The sequence below is a fragment of the Microbacterium sp. AC215 genome, assembly GCF_979258645.1.
This window is the reverse complement of record NZ_OZ409869.1, coordinates 262,876-278,879: the sequence shown is the minus strand read 5'-3', so window position 1 is coordinate 278,879 and position 16,004 is coordinate 262,876. Positions and strand designations below refer to the sequence as shown.

Below are 16,004 nucleotides of genomic sequence, written 5' to 3'. Positions count from 1 at the left end.
CACATCACAAACCCCTCCGTATCGTTGCGGACTGCGATCGTGCAATCCGGCGCTCTCGAACAGTTGCAGAAGGGCTTCACAGTGTCGGAATTGCAGTGGGATGAGATCGACCGACGCGCGGTGGACACCGCGCGTCTTCTGGCTGCGGATGCCGTGGAGAAGGTCGGCAACGGCCACCCCGGCACCGCGATGAGCCTGGCTCCGGCCGCGTATCTCCTCTATCAGCGGGTGCTTCGTCACGACCCGACCGACACCGACTGGCTGGGTCGTGACCGTTTCATCCTCTCGGTCGGACACTCCTCTCTCACCCAGTACGTGCAGCTCTACCTCGGCGGCTTCGGCCTCGAGCTCGACGACCTCAAGGCACTGCGCACGTGGGGTTCCCTCACCCCGGGCCACCCCGAATACGGTCACACCAAGGGCGTCGAGATCACCACCGGCCCGCTGGGACAGGGACTCGCTTCCGCCGTCGGCTTCGCCTACGCCGCCCGCTACGAGCGCGGCCTGTTCGACCCCGAGGCAGAGGCGGGCACCAGCCCGTTCGATCACTTCGTCTACGTGATCGCCGGTGACGGCGACCTCCAGGAAGGCGTCACCAGCGAGGCCTCCTCGCTGGCGGGCCACCAGGAGCTCGGCAACCTCATCGCGATCTACGACTCCAACCAGATCTCGATCGAGGACGACACGAACGTCGCCTTCACCGAAGACGTCGCCAAGCGCTACGAGGCCTACGGCTGGCAGGTCCAGGTCGTCGACTGGAAGAAGACCGGCGAGTACGTCGAGGACGTCGCCGAGCTCAACGCGGCGATCGAGGCCGCGAAGGGCGAGACCTCGAAGCCGTCGCTCATCATCCTGAAGACGATCATCGGCTGGCCCTCGCCCGGCAAGCAGAACTCCGGCAAGATCCACGGCTCCGCGCTCGGTGGCGACGAGCTCGCCGCAACGAAGAAGGTCCTGGGCTTCGACCCCGAAGAGCACTTCGCCATCGCCGACGACATCATCGCCCACACCCGCGCACTCGCGGATCGCGCCGCGGAGACCCGCGCCGAGTGGCAGAAGTCGTTCGACGCGTGGGCCGCGGCCAACCCTGAGCGCAAGGCGCTGCTCGACCGCCTCGAGGCGAAGCAGCTGCCAGCCGACATCACCTCGGCGCTCCCCGTCTTCGAAGGCGGCAAGGACGTCTCGACGCGTGCGGCCTCCGGTCAGGTCATCAACGCCCTCGCCGCCGAGCTTCCCGAGCTCTGGGGCGGATCGGCCGACCTCGCCGAGTCGAACCTCACCACGATCAAGGACTCGAAGTCCTTCATCCCCGCCGAGTGGTCGACCCACGAGTGGTCGGGCGACCCCTACGGCCGCGTGCTGCACTTCGGCATCCGCGAGCACGCCATGGGCGCCATCGTCAACGGCATCGTGCTGCACGGCCCGACGCGCGCCTTCGGCGGCACCTTCCTCATCTTCAGCGACTACATGCGCCCGCCGGTGCGTCTGGCCGCGCTGATGAACGTCCCCAGCATCTTCGTCTGGACTCACGACTCCGTCGCACTCGGAGAGGACGGCCCGACGCACCAGCCCGTCGAGCAGATCGCGACGCTCCGCGCCATCCCGAACTTCACCCTGGTGCGTCCGGCTGACGCCAACGAGACCTCGGCCGCCTGGCTCGAGATCCTCCGACGCCACGAGGGCCCCACCGGCATCGCGCTGACCCGTCAGAACATCCCGGTGTTCGAGCGCGGCCAGGGTGCAGCCGACGGCGACCTCTTCGCCTCGACAGACGGTGTCTCGAAGGGTGCATATGTGCTCGCCGAGGCGCCGAACGGCACCCCCGACGTGATCATCATCGCGACCGGGTCCGAGGTCCAGCTGGCGGTCGACGCCCGTGCGGCCCTGGCCGACGAGGGCGTCAACGTCCGCGTCGTCTCCGCTCCGTCGCTCGAGTGGTTCGACGAGCAGGACGAGGCATACCGCGAATCGGTCCTGCCGAAGGCCGTCACCGCCCGCGTCTCGGTCGAGGCCGGCTCCGTCCTCAGCTGGCGCGGCATCGTGGGCGACCGCGGCCGTTCGGTCGGCATCGACCACTTCGGCGCCTCCGCCGACTACAAGACCCTGTTCCAGAAGTTCGGCATCACCACCGAGGCCGTCATCGCGGCCGCACGCGAGACCATCAAGGAGAACGCATGAGCACCCCCACCGCAGACCTCGCAGCAGCCGGTGTCAGCATCTGGCTCGACGACCTGTCCCGCACCCGCATCTCGTCCGGCAACCTCGCCGAGCTGATCGAGTCGCGCAACGTGGTCGGCGTGACCACCAACCCGACGATCTTCGCGAACGCGATCACCGACAAGAACAACACCTCGTACGACGCTCAGGTCACCGAGCTCGCAGCGTCGGGCGCCACGGCGGAAGAGGCCGTGTTCGCCGCGACCACGCAGGACGTCGCCGCCGCTCTCGACGTCTTCCGCCCCGTGTGGGAGAAGTCGGGCCACGTCGACGGCCGCGTCTCCATCGAGGTCTCCCCCGACCTCGCGCATGACACCGAGGGCACCGTCGCACAGGCCAAGCAGCTGTGGGCAAAGGTCGACCGTCCGAACCTGCTCGTGAAGATCCCCGCGACGAAGGCGGGCCTGCCTGCCATCACCGAGGCGATCGCATCGGGCATCAGCGTCAACGTCACCCTGATCTTCAGCCTCGAGCGCTACGCCGAGGTCATCGACGCCTACCTCACCGGTCTCGAGCGCGCGCACAGCGCCGACTTCGATCTGTCGAGCATCCACTCCGTGGCCTCGTTCTTCGTGTCGCGCGTCGACACGGAGACCGACAAGCGCCTCTCGGCGATCGGCACCGACGAGGCCGAGGCGCTCAAGAGCAAGGCAGGCCTCGCGAACGCGCGTCTCGCCTACGAGCTCTACGAGCAGAAGTTCGCCGAGAAGCGTGCGCAGGACCTGATCAAGCTGGGCGCCAACCCGCAGCGTCCGCTGTGGGCGTCGACCGGCGTCAAGGACCCGGCCCTGCCCGACACGCTCTACGTCACCGAGCTCGTGGCGAAGGACGTCGTCAACACGATGCCGGAGAAGACGCTCGAGGCCACCTTCGACCACGGCGTCGTCACCGGTGACACGATCACGGGCGGCTACGACGAGGCTCGCGCCGTGTTCGCCGGTCTCGCCGACCTCGGCATCGACTTCACCGACGTCACCCAGGTGCTCGAGGACGAGGGCGTCGCCAAGTTCATCGACTCCTGGCACGATCTGCTGACGCAGGTGGCTGAGGGCCTCGAGGCGCAGCGATGACGTTTGCGATCCACGCCTCGGGCGCGGCTCGGGTCGCGATCGACGAGACGGTTCCCGCTCTCGTCCACGACCTGGTCGCCTCGCGGGTGACCGGCGGTGACGCAGCCCTGTGGGGTCCCGCCGCCGAGTCCGAGGCGTCGATCCGCCTGGGCTGGGTCGAGGCGGTATCCGTCTCGCGCCCCCTCGTCGCCGAGATCGTCGCCCTCCGCGCCGATCTGCACGCGAAGGGTGTGAATCGGGTGGTGCTCGCCGGCATGGGCGGGTCATCGCTCGCCCCCGAGGTGATCGCCCAGACCGCCGGTGTCCCGCTGACGATTCTCGACTCGACCGCGCCGAGCCAGGTGCTCGCCGCGCTCGACGAGGGCCTGGAGAACACCGTGCTGGTCGTCTCCTCGAAGTCAGGCTCGACCGTCGAGACCGACTCGCAGCGTCGCACTTTCGAGGCCGCGTTCCGCGACGTGGGCATCGACCCGCTCGAGCGCATCATCGTCGTGACCGACCCGGGCTCGCCGCTCGACGTCTCCGCCCGTGAAGCCGGCTACCGCGTGTTCAACGCCGACCCGCACGTCGGCGGACGGTACTCGGCCCTCACCGCCTTCGGCCTCGTACCGTCGGGGCTCGCGGGCGCTGACATCGCCGAGCTCCTCGACGAGGCCGAGGCCTCGCTCCTCGAGGTCGCCATCGACTCGGCCGACAACCCGGCACTCCGGCTGGCCGCGGCGATCTCCGCCACCACGCCGCGACGCGACAAGCTCGGTCTCATCACCGACGGCACGCACATCAACGGGCTCCCCGACTGGATCGAGCAGCTCATCGCGGAGTCCACCGGCAAGGACGGCACCGGCATCCTTCCCGTCGTCCTGCTGCCCGTGTCGCCGGAGCTCGACTCCCGACCCGCCGATCTCCAGATCGTGCGGCTCGTCGACGACGCGAACGAGTTCCACCTGCGCGAACGTCACGAGGGCGAGATCCTCGTCAGCGGTTCGCTGGGTGCGCAGCTCATCGTCTGGGAGTACGCGACCGCCATCGCCGGGTATCTGCTCGGCATCAACCCGTTCGACCAGCCCGACGTCGAGTCGGCGAAGGTCGCCGCCCGTGGACTGCTGGATGCACGTCCCGCTCCGACGGCACCGGCGTTCGTCGAGAACGGCGTCGAGGTCCGCGTCTCCGACCCCGCTCTCGCGGCGTCGGGAACCGTCGAGGGCGTGCTCGACGCGCTGTGGGCTGCACTGCCGGAAGACGGCTACGTGTCGATCCAGGCATACGTCAACAGGCTCGACGTCCCGCAGCTGCAGGGTCTCCGCGAGCTCGTCGCCGCCGACTCCGGTCGGCCGACGACGTTCGGATGGGGACCCCGATTCCTGCACTCCACCGGCCAGTATCACAAGGGCGGGCCGGCGCAGGGCGTGTTCCTGCAGATCCTGGAGCGCACGGATGTCGACCTCGAGATCCCCGAGCGCCCGTTCACGTTCGGACAGCTCATCGAGGCACAGGCCGCCGGCGATGCCGGTGTCCTCGCCGAGCACGGCCGTCCGGTCGTCTCCCTGACGATCACCGATTCGTCGGCCGACGTCCTCACCCTCTTCGAAGCCGCACAGAAGTAACAGCCAGGAGAATCCCCCACCGATGTCTGTTCCCATCTCGCGCGGGCACAACCCGCTGCGTGACCCCGATGATCGCCGCCTCAACCGGATCGCCGGGCCCAGCGCCCTCGTGATCTTCGGTGTGACCGGAGATCTGTCACGCAAGAAGCTCATGCCCGCCGTCTACGATCTCGCCAACCGCGGACTCCTGCCTCCCGGATTCGCCCTCGTGGGCTTCGCCCGTCGAGACTGGGAGGACCAGGACTTCGCCCAGGTCGTGTACGACGCCGTGAAGCAGCATGCGCGCACGCCCTTCCGCGAAGAGACGTGGGCGCAGCTGCTGCAGGGCATCCGCTTCGTCTCGGGCGAGTTCGACAACCCCGAGTCCTTCCGCAAGCTGCGCGACACGGTCGATCAGCTCGACGTCGAACGCGGCACGATGGGCAACCATGCGTTCTACCTGTCGATCCCGCCGAAGGATTTCCCCCTCGTCGCGAAGCAGCTCAAGGACTCCGGCCTCGTCGGAGCGAATGACGACGACGATGAGCGCTGGCGACGTGTCGTGATCGAGAAGCCGTTCGGCCACGACCTCGAGTCGGCGCGCGAACTCAATGCCGCCCTCGAGGTGGCGTTCTCCGCCGACTCGATCTTCCGCATCGACCACTACCTCGGCAAGGAGACGGTCCAGAACATCCTGGCCCTGCGCTTCGCGAACGAGCTGTACGAACCGATCTGGAACCGCAACTACGTCGACCACGTGCAGATCACGATGGCCGAGGACATCGGGGTCGGTGGCCGTGCGGGCTACTACGACGGCGTCGGTGCGGCGCGCGATGTCATCCAGAACCACCTGCTGCAGCTGCTCGCGCTCACCGCCATGGAAGAGCCGATCAGCCTGTCCGCCGAGCACCTGCGTGCCGAGAAGGAGAAGGTTCTCGCTGCGGTCCACGTGCCGGAGGATCTCTCGCTCGCGACCGCCCGCGGGCAGTACGCGGGCGGCTGGCAGGGTGGCGAGCAGGTGACCGGATTCCTCGACGAGGACGGGATGAACCCCGAGTCCGCGACCGAGACCTATGCCGCGATCAAGCTGGAGATCGACACCCGACGCTGGTCCGGCGTCCCGTTCTACCTTCGCACCGGGAAGCGTCTGGGGCGTCGTGTGACCGAGGTCGCCGTCGTGTTCAAGAAGGCACCGGAGCACCTCTTCGGCCGCTCGAACACGGCAGAGCTCGGCCAGAACGCGCTCGTCATCCGCGTCCAGCCCGATGAGGGCGTCACGATCCGCTTCGGATCGAAGGTGCCCGGAAACGGCACCAACGTGCGCGATGTCACCATGGACTTCGGTTACGGTCACGCGTTCACCGAGGCGAGCCCCGAGGCGTACGAACGTCTGATCCTCGACGTGCTCCTGGGCGACCCGCCGCTGTTCCCGCGCCATGAGGAGGTCGAGCTCTCCTGGAAGATCCTCGACCCCGTGGAGAAGTACTGGGCAGCCGAGGGCGGCCCGGTCGACCAGTACGCACCCGGTTCGTGGGGTCCGGCATCCGCCGACGACCTCCTTGCCCGTGATGGACGAGTGTGGAGACGCCCATGATCATCGACCTTCCCGACACGACCGTCAGCCAGGTCGCCAAGCAGCTCGTCAAGGTGCGCGAAGAGGGCGGCGCCGTCGCACTCGGCCGTGTGCTCACGCTGATCATCTCTGCACGCAACGGCGTCGCAGAGGCTGCGATCGACGCGGCAAACGACGCGTCCCGCGAGCACCCCATGCGTGTCATCGTTCTCACCACGGGTGAGGGCGAGTCGCGTCTCGACGCTCAGATCCGCGTCGGCGGTGACGCCGGCGCCTCCGAGGTCGTCGTCCTCCGGGCCTACGGCGACGCCGCCAGCAACGAGGAGAGCCTGGTCACAGGTCTGCTCCTGCCCGACGCCCCCGTCGTCGCCTGGTGGCCCGAAGAGGCGCCGACATCGCCGGCCTCGTCTCCCCTCGGCAAGATCGCGCAGCGCCGCATCACGGATGCCGCGACCGCACCCGATGTTCGCGACCGCCTGGGACTGCTCGGCGAGACCCACGCGCCCGGCGACACCGACCTCGCGTGGACCCGTCTCACGCACTGGCGCGAGCAGCTCGCCGCCGTGCTCGATCAGCCGCCGTTCGAAGAGGTCACCGGGGTCGAGGTGCGCGGTGGATCGGCCTCGCCGTCGACCGCGCTGCTCGCCGCGTGGCTGCAGATGGCCCTCGACGTCCCGGTGACCTGGTCGTACGAAGACCCCGAGCACTGGCAGGAGGGCATCAAGTCGGTGCGTCTGCACCGCTCGTCGGGCGACATCCTGCTCGAGCGGCCCACGCCCGGCGTGGCCGTGCTCACGCAGCCCGACCAGCCCGACCACGACCTGCACCTGCCGCGCCGCACGCTGCGGGAGTGCCTCGCCGAGGAGCTGCGTCGCCTCGACCCCGACGTCCTGTACGGTCGAGTGATCACCGAGGGCTGGGAGAAACTGGGTCCGCCCCAGACAGGAGAATGATGTCGACGAAGACAGCGCCCGCAGAGAAGCGGGTCGTGGTCGAAGCCACGCCCGCAGCACTTGCCGCGAGCGTGGCCGACAGATTCCTGACGCGCCTTCGTGCGCGCACGCGCAACGGCCGCATCGCCCACATCGCCCTCACCGGCGGTTCGATGGGCGGTGCGGTTCTGCGTGCGACGCGCGACGACCCCAGGTCGGCTCAGATCGACTGGTCGCTGGTGCACTTCTGGTGGGGCGATGAGCGGTTCGTCGCTCGCGACGACGCCGATCGCAATGCGGTGCAGTCGCGTGAGGCCCTGCTCGACCACATTCCCGTCCCCGCCGAGAACATCCACGAGGTCGCTGCTGCGGACGAGGGGCTGACCCTCGACGAGGCGGCTTCGGCGTACGCGGCGGATCTCGCGCGCTACGGGACCGACGAGCACCCGTGGCCGTCGTTCGCGGTCTGCTTCCTCGGCGTGGGGCCCGACGGCCACATCGCCTCACTCTTCCCCGATCGCCCCGAGGTCACCGTGACGGACGCCGCCGCGCTGCCGGTTCGCGACTCTCCCAAGCCTCCGCCGGAGCGTGTCACGCTGACGCGCCCGGTGCTCAACGCGTCGAAGCGTGTCTGGCTGGTCCTCACCGGCGCGGACAAGGCGTCGGCGCTCGGACTCGCCCTCGCGGGAGCGAGCTACACCAACGTTCCAGCCGCGGGCGCCAAGGGCCGCAAGCGCACCGTCTTCTTCGTCGACGAGGCCGCTGCGTCAGAGGTCTCGCCCGACCTCATCGACCCGGCGTACTGAAGTCGAGAGAACTCAGGCCTCGGGGTCTTTTGTCGCGTCGTCACTGCCGCGCGTGATCCCGAGGTCCTGGCTGTCGCTCAGCACCTGCGGGTGGTACCGCGCGAGGTTGACGACGCCCCAGATCGCGATGGCACCGGCCACGGCGAAGATCACGAGGACCCACGGCGGTGACGCCGCGGCCTCTCCGAGCACGACCATGCCGATGAGCACGGCGACCATGGGGTCGACGACCGTCAGTCCGGCGATGACGAGATCCGGCGGCCCCGAGCTGTAGGCGGACTGGACGAAGTACGCTCCGACGGCGCCGGCCGCGATCAGCGCGATGACGCACACGAGGGTGATCCACTCGAAGTTGCCGGCGCTGATCCGGCTGATGACGGCTTTGGCGAGAGTGGCGACGAAACCGTAGAGGATGCCGGCGCCGATGACGTAGAACAGAGCGCGCATGCGGTGGCGGAGCACCAGCCAGCAGGCGCCGAGCACGATGATGACGACCAGCAGGATCGCCAGGATCGTGAAGAGCTCGGTGTCGGTGATCTCCTTCTCCGTGGCGTAGATCGCCGCGAAGAAGACGAACAGGAAGATGCCGCCCACACAGCAGACGATCGCGATGATCGACTTCCTGGTCGGCGAATGACCCGAGATCCGTGCGTTGAGCAGCGTGGTGATGACAAGCGCGATGGCGCCGAGCGGCTGCACGACCATCAGCGGCGCTTGAGAGAGCGCCGCGAGCTGACACACGATCGCCAGGCCGAGCATCAGCGTTCCGGCTATCCAGGAGGGCCGGGTGAGCAGGCCCTTCATCTGGCTCATGCTCAGACCGCTGGCTCCGTCGGATCCGCTGAGCCGCTCCACCTTCTCGACGCCACGATGCTGATACTGCGCGCCGAGAGACATGAAGACGGCACCCGCAAGCGCGAGGGGGATGCCGAGGAGCAGTTTCGGGTTCTGGAAGACACCGACCAGCTGCTCGGTGACGTCTTCCGCCCCAGTCATCCATACGGAGATGCTCACCCTTCGACCCTACCCGGCGATGTGCGCCGAGTAGGGTTATGGCGTGGCTGTTCTTCCTATTCGCATCATGGGCGACCCCGTCCTGCACTCCCCCGCTTCCGTCGTCGAGGAGATCTCCGACGACATCCGCACGCTCGTCGCCGACATGTTCGAGACGATGGACAGGGCCCCGGGCGTCGGTCTCGCCGCACCCCAGGTCGGCGTGCCGCTGCGCATCTACACGTACGCGTACGTCGACGATGACGAGCAGCCGTGGCGTGGCGTGATCATCAACCCGGAGCTCTGGATGGTGCCGCTGGAGCCCGGCGAGCCGGACGACGAGCTGGAGTCCGAAGGCTGCCTCTCGTTCCCGGGTGAGCGATTCCCGCTACGGCGCTCGGAGCGGGTGCGGGTCTCAGGCGTCGATCTCGACGGGGCGCCGGTGGAGATCGCGGTCGACGGCTGGCGCGCCCGCATCATGCAGCACGAGTTCGACCACCTCGACGGCATCCTCTACATCGACCGCCTCTCGGACGGCGACTGGAAGACCGTCCAGAAGATCGCGAAGAAGCGCGGGTGGGGCAAGCCCGGCGCGAGCTGGGTCCCCGGCATCGACGATCTGGAAGCCTGACCTCCCCTCCCAGCCCGCTCACAGGCTTCTCGGAGTTGCATCACAGACTCCGGCCCGGATACCGTGCTTGAGGTGGTATTTCAATATGCCACTCACCAAGAGGCTCTGGAGGGGACGAAATGATGAAGATGCGCACGCGACGCGCACTGGCGCTGGCAGGTTCTGCTGTGGCGCTGTCGGTCGCACTGACCGGCTGCAGCGCGCTGAACGGCATCCTGGGGGGCGGTTCGGGAGACGCCGACCGCGACGAGGACACCGGACAGGTGACCGAGAGCTCGAACATCGACATCTTCTCGCTGAAGCTCGGCGACTGCAAGATGGCGAGTGCAAGCGGTCTCATCGAGGACGCCGACGTCGTCCCGTGCGACCAGCCGCACGATGAAGAGGTCTACTACGAGATCACGATGGACGACGGCGAGTTCTCCGAGGAGAACATCGACGCCGCGTCGCAGGAGTGCATCGGCGACGCCTACACGAGCTTCGTCGGTGTCGCCTTCGAGGCCTCGGTGCTCGAGGTCTACCCGATCACGCCGACCCAGCAGACCTGGGACGAGCTGAACGACCGCGTCGTGCAGTGCGTGATCTCCGACCCCGCCGGCCAGACCACCGGGTCACTCAAGGGCGCAGCGCGCTGATCTCGCTCTGATCCACCGAACGAGGCTCCGTCATCCGACGGGGCCTCGTTCGCGTATCCGGAGGTCACCATCGAATGACCTCGAAGAGACAGTAGCGGGGACTCGCACCGCATAAAGGGAAAAGCCCCTCCGAAGAGGGGCTTTTCATTGGCTCCCCGGCTTGGACTCGAACCAAGAACCTGCCGGTTAACAGCCGGCTGCTCTGCCAATTGAGCTACCGAGGAATGTGCTCCGCTGTGCGGGCAACTCGTCAATCCTAGCAAACTCCGGAGCGTGCTCGTGACACGGGCCGCAGGTCGGGCGTGTCGTCGGCACCCCTGTCAGTGGCCCGAATCCGCCTCGGCGTTGGGCGCCCACAGCAGGTCCTTGCCGACACCGCGGGCGACCACGTGACCCCCGCGCAGCATCAGCGTCTCCGCATTCAGCTCACGGATGAAGTCGGCGTCGTTCGTCACCAGCAGCGCGCCCATCCCCTGCTCCTTGCGCCGACGGGTGATCGCGTCGAACACCACGGGCCGCACCTCGAGATCGAGGTTGGCGAGGATCTCGTCGGCGATGAGCACCCAGGGCTCGAGCACGAACGATCGCGCGATCGCCACGCGCTGACGCATGCCTGCGCTCAACTCGTACGGGAACCTCGCGGCTGTTCCGAGAGGCAGGTGCAACTCGTCGAGCAGCGTCGCGACGCGGATGGAAAGCGCCTGGGTATTGACCCGCTTCTCGCGGATCAGGATCGGCTCTGAGATGATCTCGCTCACCGTGAGCTGGGGAGGGAGGTCGGCACCGGCGCCCTGCGGAACGAATCCCGTGCGGTAGGTCAGCAGGCGATGCTTGCGACCCGGCCGGCGGATGTCGACTCCGCACACCTGAGCGCTGCCTCCGACGACCCGGACCGACGGATCCGTGGATCCTGCCAGCGCCGCGACGAGCGTCGACTTGCCCGAGCCGGTCGGGCCGGCGACGCAGATGAGCTCGCCCGGTGCGAGAGCGAAGCTCACCCCGTCGATGGCGCGGGTGGGGCCGCTGTGCCCGATTCGATCGATGACCAGATCAGAGCTGTCGATCGCGTTGGTCGATTCGGGCCGGGAGAACATTCCTCCATCCTGCCTTGCCGCGCCTGACAGCCGGCGTTACGACTCGGCGAACCGCTGACGCTCGACGTCGATGTCGCGAAGACGCATCCGCAGGGCGCGCCCGCCGTCCGAGTCCGCGGGAACCCGCTGCACGGCACCGAGGAGCTCCTGCTTCTCGTGCTCGAGGATGCGCATGATGAGCCGCTTGGCGAGATCGGTCGTCGAGGCGACGGCGCCGTCTTCGTTGCGAGCCGGGAACGGCGTCATCAGCAGCTCGCCCGCGAGCGATCGGTAGGGTTCGCGCACCGAGTTCACGGCATCCGTCACCCAACCGGCGCGGGTGCGGTCAGCCGCGGCCGCGACGGCCTCGCGCACGGCGTCGAGCCCCGGGGTGCGGAACGGAGCGCTGAGGGCGCGGGTGAGCAGCGCCTGATCGATCTGGTGACCGTACTGCAGGGCGCCCATCAGCGCGTCGCGTTCGACCGCGACATCCGCGGTTCGCGGCAGGCTCGCAAGAGTGACCGGAGCCATGCCCGGCGCCCCGGTGGCGGAGTCGATCGAGGTCTCGTGCCTGGCCGCCTCGTGCCGCGCGGACTGCGCTCCGCCACGTGCGGCACGTTCGACCTCGTTGCGCACCTCGGTCGGGTCCATGCCCAGCCTTCGCGCGAGCACCCGCTCGTATCCGGGTCGCAGCAGACGATCGCGAATCTCCGCCACGATCGGCGCTGCCGCGCGCAGCGCGCCCACCCGGCCCTCGACCGTCGAGAGGTCGAAGCCGCTGAGCTTCCTGTCGATCGCGAACTCGAACATCGGCTGCTTGGTCTCCATGAGGGAGCGCACGGCGGCATCACCGCGCTGCAGCCTGAGGTCGCACGGGTCGAGGCCGTCGGGCGCCACAGCCACGAACGTCTGCGCGTTGAAGCGATCGTCCTCGGTGAAGGCGCGAAGCGCGGCCTTCTGACCTGCCTCGTCGCCGTCGAAGGTGAAGACCACCTCTCCGGAGGCGTTGTCGTCGCCCATCACCCGGCGGAGCACCTTGATGTGATCGGTTCCGAACGCCGTGCCGCACGTCGCGATCGCGGTCGTGAGGCCGGCGAGGTGACACGCCATGACATCGGTGTACCCCTCGACCACCACGACCCTGCGAGGATCGCCCCGCGAGATGTCGCGCTTGGCGAGATCGAGGCCGTACAGGACCTGGGCCTTCTTGTAGATCGGCGTCTCAGGCGTGTTCAGGTACTTCGGCCCCTGGTCGTCGTCGAAGAGCTTGCGCGCACCGAACCCGATCGTCTGGCCGGAGACGTCGCGGATCGGCCAGACGAGGCGGCCACGGAAGCGGTCGTAGACGCCGCGCTGACCTGTCGACACCAGACCGGCAGCACTCAGTTCCTCGCGCGTGAACCCCTGAGCCGTGAGGGCTTTCAACATCTTGTCCCACCCGCGCGGCGCGAAGCCCACGCCGAAGTGCGCGGCAGCACCGGCGTCGAAGCCGCGCTCCCCGAGGAACCGGCGTCCCGCCTCCGCATCGGCGGTGAGCAACTGGCCGCGGAAGTACTCGGCGGCGGCGGTGTTGGCCGCATAGAGACGACTGCGTCCGCTCGTCTCCGGTGCCGACCCGCCGTCTTCATACTGCAGCGCGTAGCCAAGGCGGCCGGCCAGTCGCTCTACGGCCTCGGTGAAGCTGACGTGGTCCATCTCCCGCAGGAACGAGTAGACGTCACCGGATTCACCGCATCCGAAGCAGTGGTAGTAGCCGACCTGGGGCCGCACGTGGAAGCTGGGGCTCTTCTCGTCATGGAACGGGCACAGGCCCTTCAGCGAGCCGACTCCGGCGGACTTGAGTGCGACGCGCTCCCCGACGATGTCGGCGATGTTCGTGCGGGCCTTGACCTCGTCGACATCGGCCTGGCGGATGCGGGGCATCAGCCGACCCCTTCGATGACCGCCTGACGCGGCGTGTGCTGACGAGCACCCGGTCGCGCATGTCTCGGAGTCCAGATCCCGACCTCTGCAGGGTCGATCTCGCCGACGAGCCTGTTGTGCCAGTCGATCGCGCTCTGATCGGTGAGGCTCGCGATCTGATCGACGATCACGCGGGCGCGTTCGGCGTCGCTCGTCGCCGCGAGGAAGTCCGCCGAGAAGGCGGGCTCGAGCACGTCCGCGCCGGCAGACCACAGCGCGTCGGTCGACCAGAGGGCATCGGCCAGACGCTTCAGCACCCGCCGCTGCTCTTTGTACACGCCCTTGCGGGCATCGATCGTGACGATCGCCTGGCCCATGATGCCCTTGAGCACGGCGATCTCAGCCTCGATCACCCGCGGCACCACGACGTGAGCGTTGTAGCGCACGAGAGCGGGGCCGGAGTATGCCTCACGCGTCGCCGAGACGGCTGCTCTCGCGAAGCGGCCGATGAAGTCGCTCGTCAGGTTCTTGAGCCGGGCGAGGTCATGCCGTGATCGGTCGAAGGACTGCAGCCACATCGGCTGGGAGGCGAGTCGATACAGGGCATCGGCGAGGTCGTCGCGGGTGAAGTCGTACCCGACCCACTGCTGGATGCGGTCGATGAGCGCCTCATGCTGACGCGGATCGGACAGCTGCGCGACATCGACGTAGCCGTTGACGATCGCATCCTCGAAGTCGTGCACCGAATAGGCGATGTCATCGGACAGATCCATGATCTCCGCCTCGATGCAGCGTCGGCGTCCGGGGACTCCCTCGCGCAGCCACCGGAAGACCGCCTCGTCCTCGGGATACACGCCGAACTTGAGTCGACCTCCCGGGTCGGGCACGGGGCTGTCGGCGGTCCACGGGTACTTGCAGGTCGCGTCGAGGCTGGCTCGCGTCAGGTTGAGTCCGACAGAGCGCCCGTCGTCGTCGATCGCCTTGGCCTCGAGACGGCTCAGGATGCGCAGCGACTGCGCATTGCCTTCGAACCCGCCGATGGGCTCGGCCCACTCGTTGAGCGCACGCTCGCCGTTGTGCCCGAAGGGAGGGTGTCCGAGATCGTGACTGAGGCACGCGGTGTCGACCACATCGGCCGAGACTCCGAGTGCGGTGGCGAGTTCGCGTCCGACCTGGGCGACCTCGAGCGAGTGGGTCAGACGATTGCGGGCGAAATCGGCTGTGCTGGCCGGGCTGAGCACCTGGGTCTTCGCGGCCAGTCGACGCAGAGCCGCCGAGTGCAGCACGCGCGCACGGTCGCGGGCGAAGTCGTCTCGTTCGGATCGATGGGTCTCGGCGAAGAATCGCTCGGCATCGCGCGGGTCGTATCCGTCCGAGCGTCCGCGAGCCGGGTATGCCTGAGGATCAGCCGCCACTGTTCTCGATCTCCGCCCCTCGCATCATCTCTGAGGCCGACGCCGCGAGTTCCCGCGACTCCAGCCACTTGTCCGGCAGCGCCGGGCGTTTCGGGCGACCGGACCGACCGCGCTGTCCTTCGGTATCGGCGCCGGGGTACGGCGCCGAATGATCGAGCTGGCCGAGCAGCTCGTCGATCTCGGCGAGGCTGGATGCTGTCGCGAGCCCCGTCCGGATATCGCCGCCGACCGGATAGCCCTTGAAGTACCACGCGACATGCTTGCGGACATCGCGGCATCCGCGGTCCTCATCCTCGAAGAACTCGACCAGCAGCTCGGCGTGGCGACGGAAGGCATCGGCCACGAACCCGAGGGTCGCGTCGACCGGATGCGATTCCGCGCCGAAGGCCGCCGCGAGCTCGCCGAAGAGCCAGGGACGACCGAGGCATCCACGTCCGACGACGACTCCGTCGCAGTCGGTCTGCTGCATCATGCGCACGGCGTCGTCGGCCGACCAGATGTCGCCGTTGCCGAGCACGGGGACGCTGGTGACAGCCTGCTTGAGCTCGCCGATCGCGTTCCAGTCCGCGAAGCCGGAGTAGAACTCGCTCGCCGTCCGCGCATGCAGCGCGATGGCCGAGACACCGGCGTCTTCGGCAGCGCGCCCGGCGTCGAGGAACGTGAGGTGGTCGGGATCGATGCCCTTGCGCATCTTGATGGTCAGGGGCACGTCGCCCGCCGCCTTGACCGCCTGGGTGACGATCTGCGAGAAGAGAGAGCTCTTCCACGGCAGCGCCGCTCCCCCGCCCTTGCGCGTGACCTTGGGGACCGGGCATCCGAAGTTCAGGTCGATGTGGTCGGCGTGGTCTTCGGCGACGATGATGCGGACGGCCTCGGAGATCGTGTGCGGGTCGACGCCGTAGAGCTGGATCGACCGCGGAGTCTCGGACTCGTGGTGGCGGATGAGTCGCATCGTGGTCTCGTTGCGCTCGACCAGCGCGCGCGAGGTGATCATCTCGCTCACGTAGAGCCCCGCACCGTATTCGCGGCACAGCCTGCGGAACGCGGTGTTCGTGATACCCGCCATGGGTGCGAGGACGACCGGCACGTCGAGGGCGATCGGACCGATGTTGAGGGTGCGAGCTGAGGCGGTGGCGAGAGTCATGTCCCCTCCATTCTCCCAGACACGGAGCCG

At 68.1% G+C, this 16,004-nt stretch carries 13 protein-coding genes and 1 tRNA gene; 8 read left to right on the top strand and 6 right to left on the bottom strand.

Translation table 11 applies throughout. From position 1 onward, the window contains the following. Positions 1-81: 81 nt before the first annotated feature. From tkt to pgl, 6 genes are read left to right on the top strand one after another with little or no spacing between them, the layout of a single operon-like run. Positions 82-2,178 (top strand): transketolase, encoded by a 2,097-nt coding sequence (gene tkt, locus ACZZZF_RS01460; protein ID WP_463496768.1) that lies wholly within the window; start codon positions 82-84, stop codon positions 2,176-2,178. Next, on the top strand, positions 2,175-3,287 hold the full coding sequence (tal, locus tag ACZZZF_RS01455) for a transaldolase (protein ID WP_053096462.1): 1,113 nt from the start codon (positions 2,175-2,177) through the stop codon (positions 3,285-3,287). The genes tkt and tal overlap by 4 nt, the downstream gene beginning before the upstream one ends. Beyond that, entirely contained in the window at positions 3,284-4,891 is a 1,608-nt protein-coding gene (locus ACZZZF_RS01450; RefSeq protein WP_295101028.1) for a glucose-6-phosphate isomerase, read from the top strand. Before tal ends, ACZZZF_RS01450 begins: the two co-directional genes overlap by 4 nt. 22 nt (positions 4,892-4,913) lie before the next feature. After that, positions 4,914-6,464 (top strand): glucose-6-phosphate dehydrogenase, encoded by a 1,551-nt coding sequence (zwf, locus tag ACZZZF_RS01445; protein WP_053096466.1) that lies wholly within the window; start codon positions 4,914-4,916, stop codon positions 6,462-6,464. Then, the gene (locus ACZZZF_RS01440; protein WP_463496765.1) at positions 6,461-7,396 is read left to right on the top strand and encodes a glucose-6-phosphate dehydrogenase assembly protein OpcA; all 936 of its coding nucleotides are present in this window, start codon (positions 6,461-6,463) and stop codon (positions 7,394-7,396) included. Before zwf ends, ACZZZF_RS01440 begins: the two co-directional genes overlap by 4 nt. Next, positions 7,396-8,181 (top strand): 6-phosphogluconolactonase, encoded by a 786-nt coding sequence (gene pgl, locus ACZZZF_RS01435; protein ID WP_463496762.1) that lies wholly within the window; start codon positions 7,396-7,398, stop codon positions 8,179-8,181. The genes ACZZZF_RS01440 and pgl overlap by 1 nt, the downstream gene beginning before the upstream one ends. Before the next feature lie 12 nt (positions 8,182-8,193). On the opposite strand, the gene ACZZZF_RS01430 is transcribed toward pgl, so the two are convergent. Beyond that, on the bottom strand, positions 8,194-9,177 hold the full coding sequence (locus tag ACZZZF_RS01430; protein ID WP_053096472.1) for a DMT family transporter: 984 nt from the start codon (positions 9,175-9,177) through the stop codon (positions 8,194-8,196). Between the two features lie 61 nt (positions 9,178-9,238). On the opposite strand from ACZZZF_RS01430, the gene def reads away from it, so the two are divergent. Both def and ACZZZF_RS01420 read left to right on the top strand, forming a co-directional pair. After that, a complete protein-coding gene (def, locus tag ACZZZF_RS01425; RefSeq protein WP_072591388.1) occupies positions 9,239-9,805 on the top strand; it encodes a peptide deformylase in 567 nt (188 codons plus the stop codon). Between the two features lie 122 nt (positions 9,806-9,927). Then, positions 9,928-10,440: a septum formation family protein gene (locus tag ACZZZF_RS01420; protein ID WP_233277329.1), complete on the top strand. Its 513-nt coding sequence runs from the start codon at positions 9,928-9,930 to the stop codon at positions 10,438-10,440. Between the two features lie 148 nt (positions 10,441-10,588). Here ACZZZF_RS01420 and ACZZZF_RS01415 read toward each other — a convergent pair. From ACZZZF_RS01415 to dusB, 5 genes are all read right to left on the bottom strand, one after another. Next, a tRNA-Asn gene (locus tag ACZZZF_RS01415) sits at positions 10,589-10,664 on the bottom strand. Positions 10,665-10,760: 96 nt separating this feature from the next. Then, entirely contained in the window at positions 10,761-11,534 is a 774-nt protein-coding gene (locus ACZZZF_RS01410) for an ATP-binding cassette domain-containing protein (protein ID WP_053096485.1), read from the bottom strand. 36 nt (positions 11,535-11,570) lie between these two features. Then, positions 11,571-13,436 (bottom strand): DNA primase, encoded by a 1,866-nt coding sequence (gene dnaG, locus ACZZZF_RS01405; protein ID WP_463496760.1) that lies wholly within the window; start codon positions 13,434-13,436, stop codon positions 11,571-11,573. After that, entirely contained in the window at positions 13,436-14,830 is a 1,395-nt protein-coding gene (locus tag ACZZZF_RS01400; RefSeq protein ID WP_187249759.1) for a deoxyguanosinetriphosphate triphosphohydrolase, read from the bottom strand. The genes dnaG and ACZZZF_RS01400 overlap by 1 nt, the downstream gene beginning before the upstream one ends. Continuing rightward, positions 14,820-15,974, bottom strand: a complete 1,155-nt coding sequence (gene dusB, locus ACZZZF_RS01395) for a tRNA dihydrouridine synthase DusB (protein ID WP_463496758.1) — start codon at positions 15,972-15,974, stop codon at positions 14,820-14,822. The genes ACZZZF_RS01400 and dusB overlap by 11 nt, the downstream gene beginning before the upstream one ends. Positions 15,975-16,004 lie beyond the last annotated feature (30 nt).

Coding starts and splice junctions, on each gene's coding strand:
- tal (WP_053096462.1), top strand. CDS start 2,175: ATGAGCACCCCCACCGCAGACCTCGCAGCAGCCGGTGTCAGCATCTGG.
- ACZZZF_RS01450 (WP_295101028.1), top strand. CDS start 3,284: ATGACGTTTGCGATCCACGCCTCGGGCGCGGCTCGGGTCGCGATCGAC.
- zwf (WP_053096466.1), top strand. CDS start 4,914: ATGTCTGTTCCCATCTCGCGCGGGCACAACCCGCTGCGTGACCCCGAT.
- ACZZZF_RS01440 (WP_463496765.1), top strand. CDS start 6,461: ATGATCATCGACCTTCCCGACACGACCGTCAGCCAGGTCGCCAAGCAG.
- pgl (WP_463496762.1), top strand. CDS start 7,396: ATGTCGACGAAGACAGCGCCCGCAGAGAAGCGGGTCGTGGTCGAAGCC.
- ACZZZF_RS01430 (WP_053096472.1), bottom strand. CDS start 9,177: ATGACTGGGGCGGAAGACGTCACCGAGCAGCTGGTCGGTGTCTTCCAG.
- ACZZZF_RS01420 (WP_233277329.1), top strand. CDS start 9,928: ATGAAGATGCGCACGCGACGCGCACTGGCGCTGGCAGGTTCTGCTGTG.
- ACZZZF_RS01410 (WP_053096485.1), bottom strand. CDS start 11,534: ATGTTCTCCCGGCCCGAATCGACCAACGCGATCGACAGCTCTGATCTG.
- dnaG (WP_463496760.1), bottom strand. CDS start 13,436: ATGCCCCGCATCCGCCAGGCCGATGTCGACGAGGTCAAGGCCCGCACG.
- dusB (WP_463496758.1), bottom strand. CDS start 15,974: ATGACTCTCGCCACCGCCTCAGCTCGCACCCTCAACATCGGTCCGATC.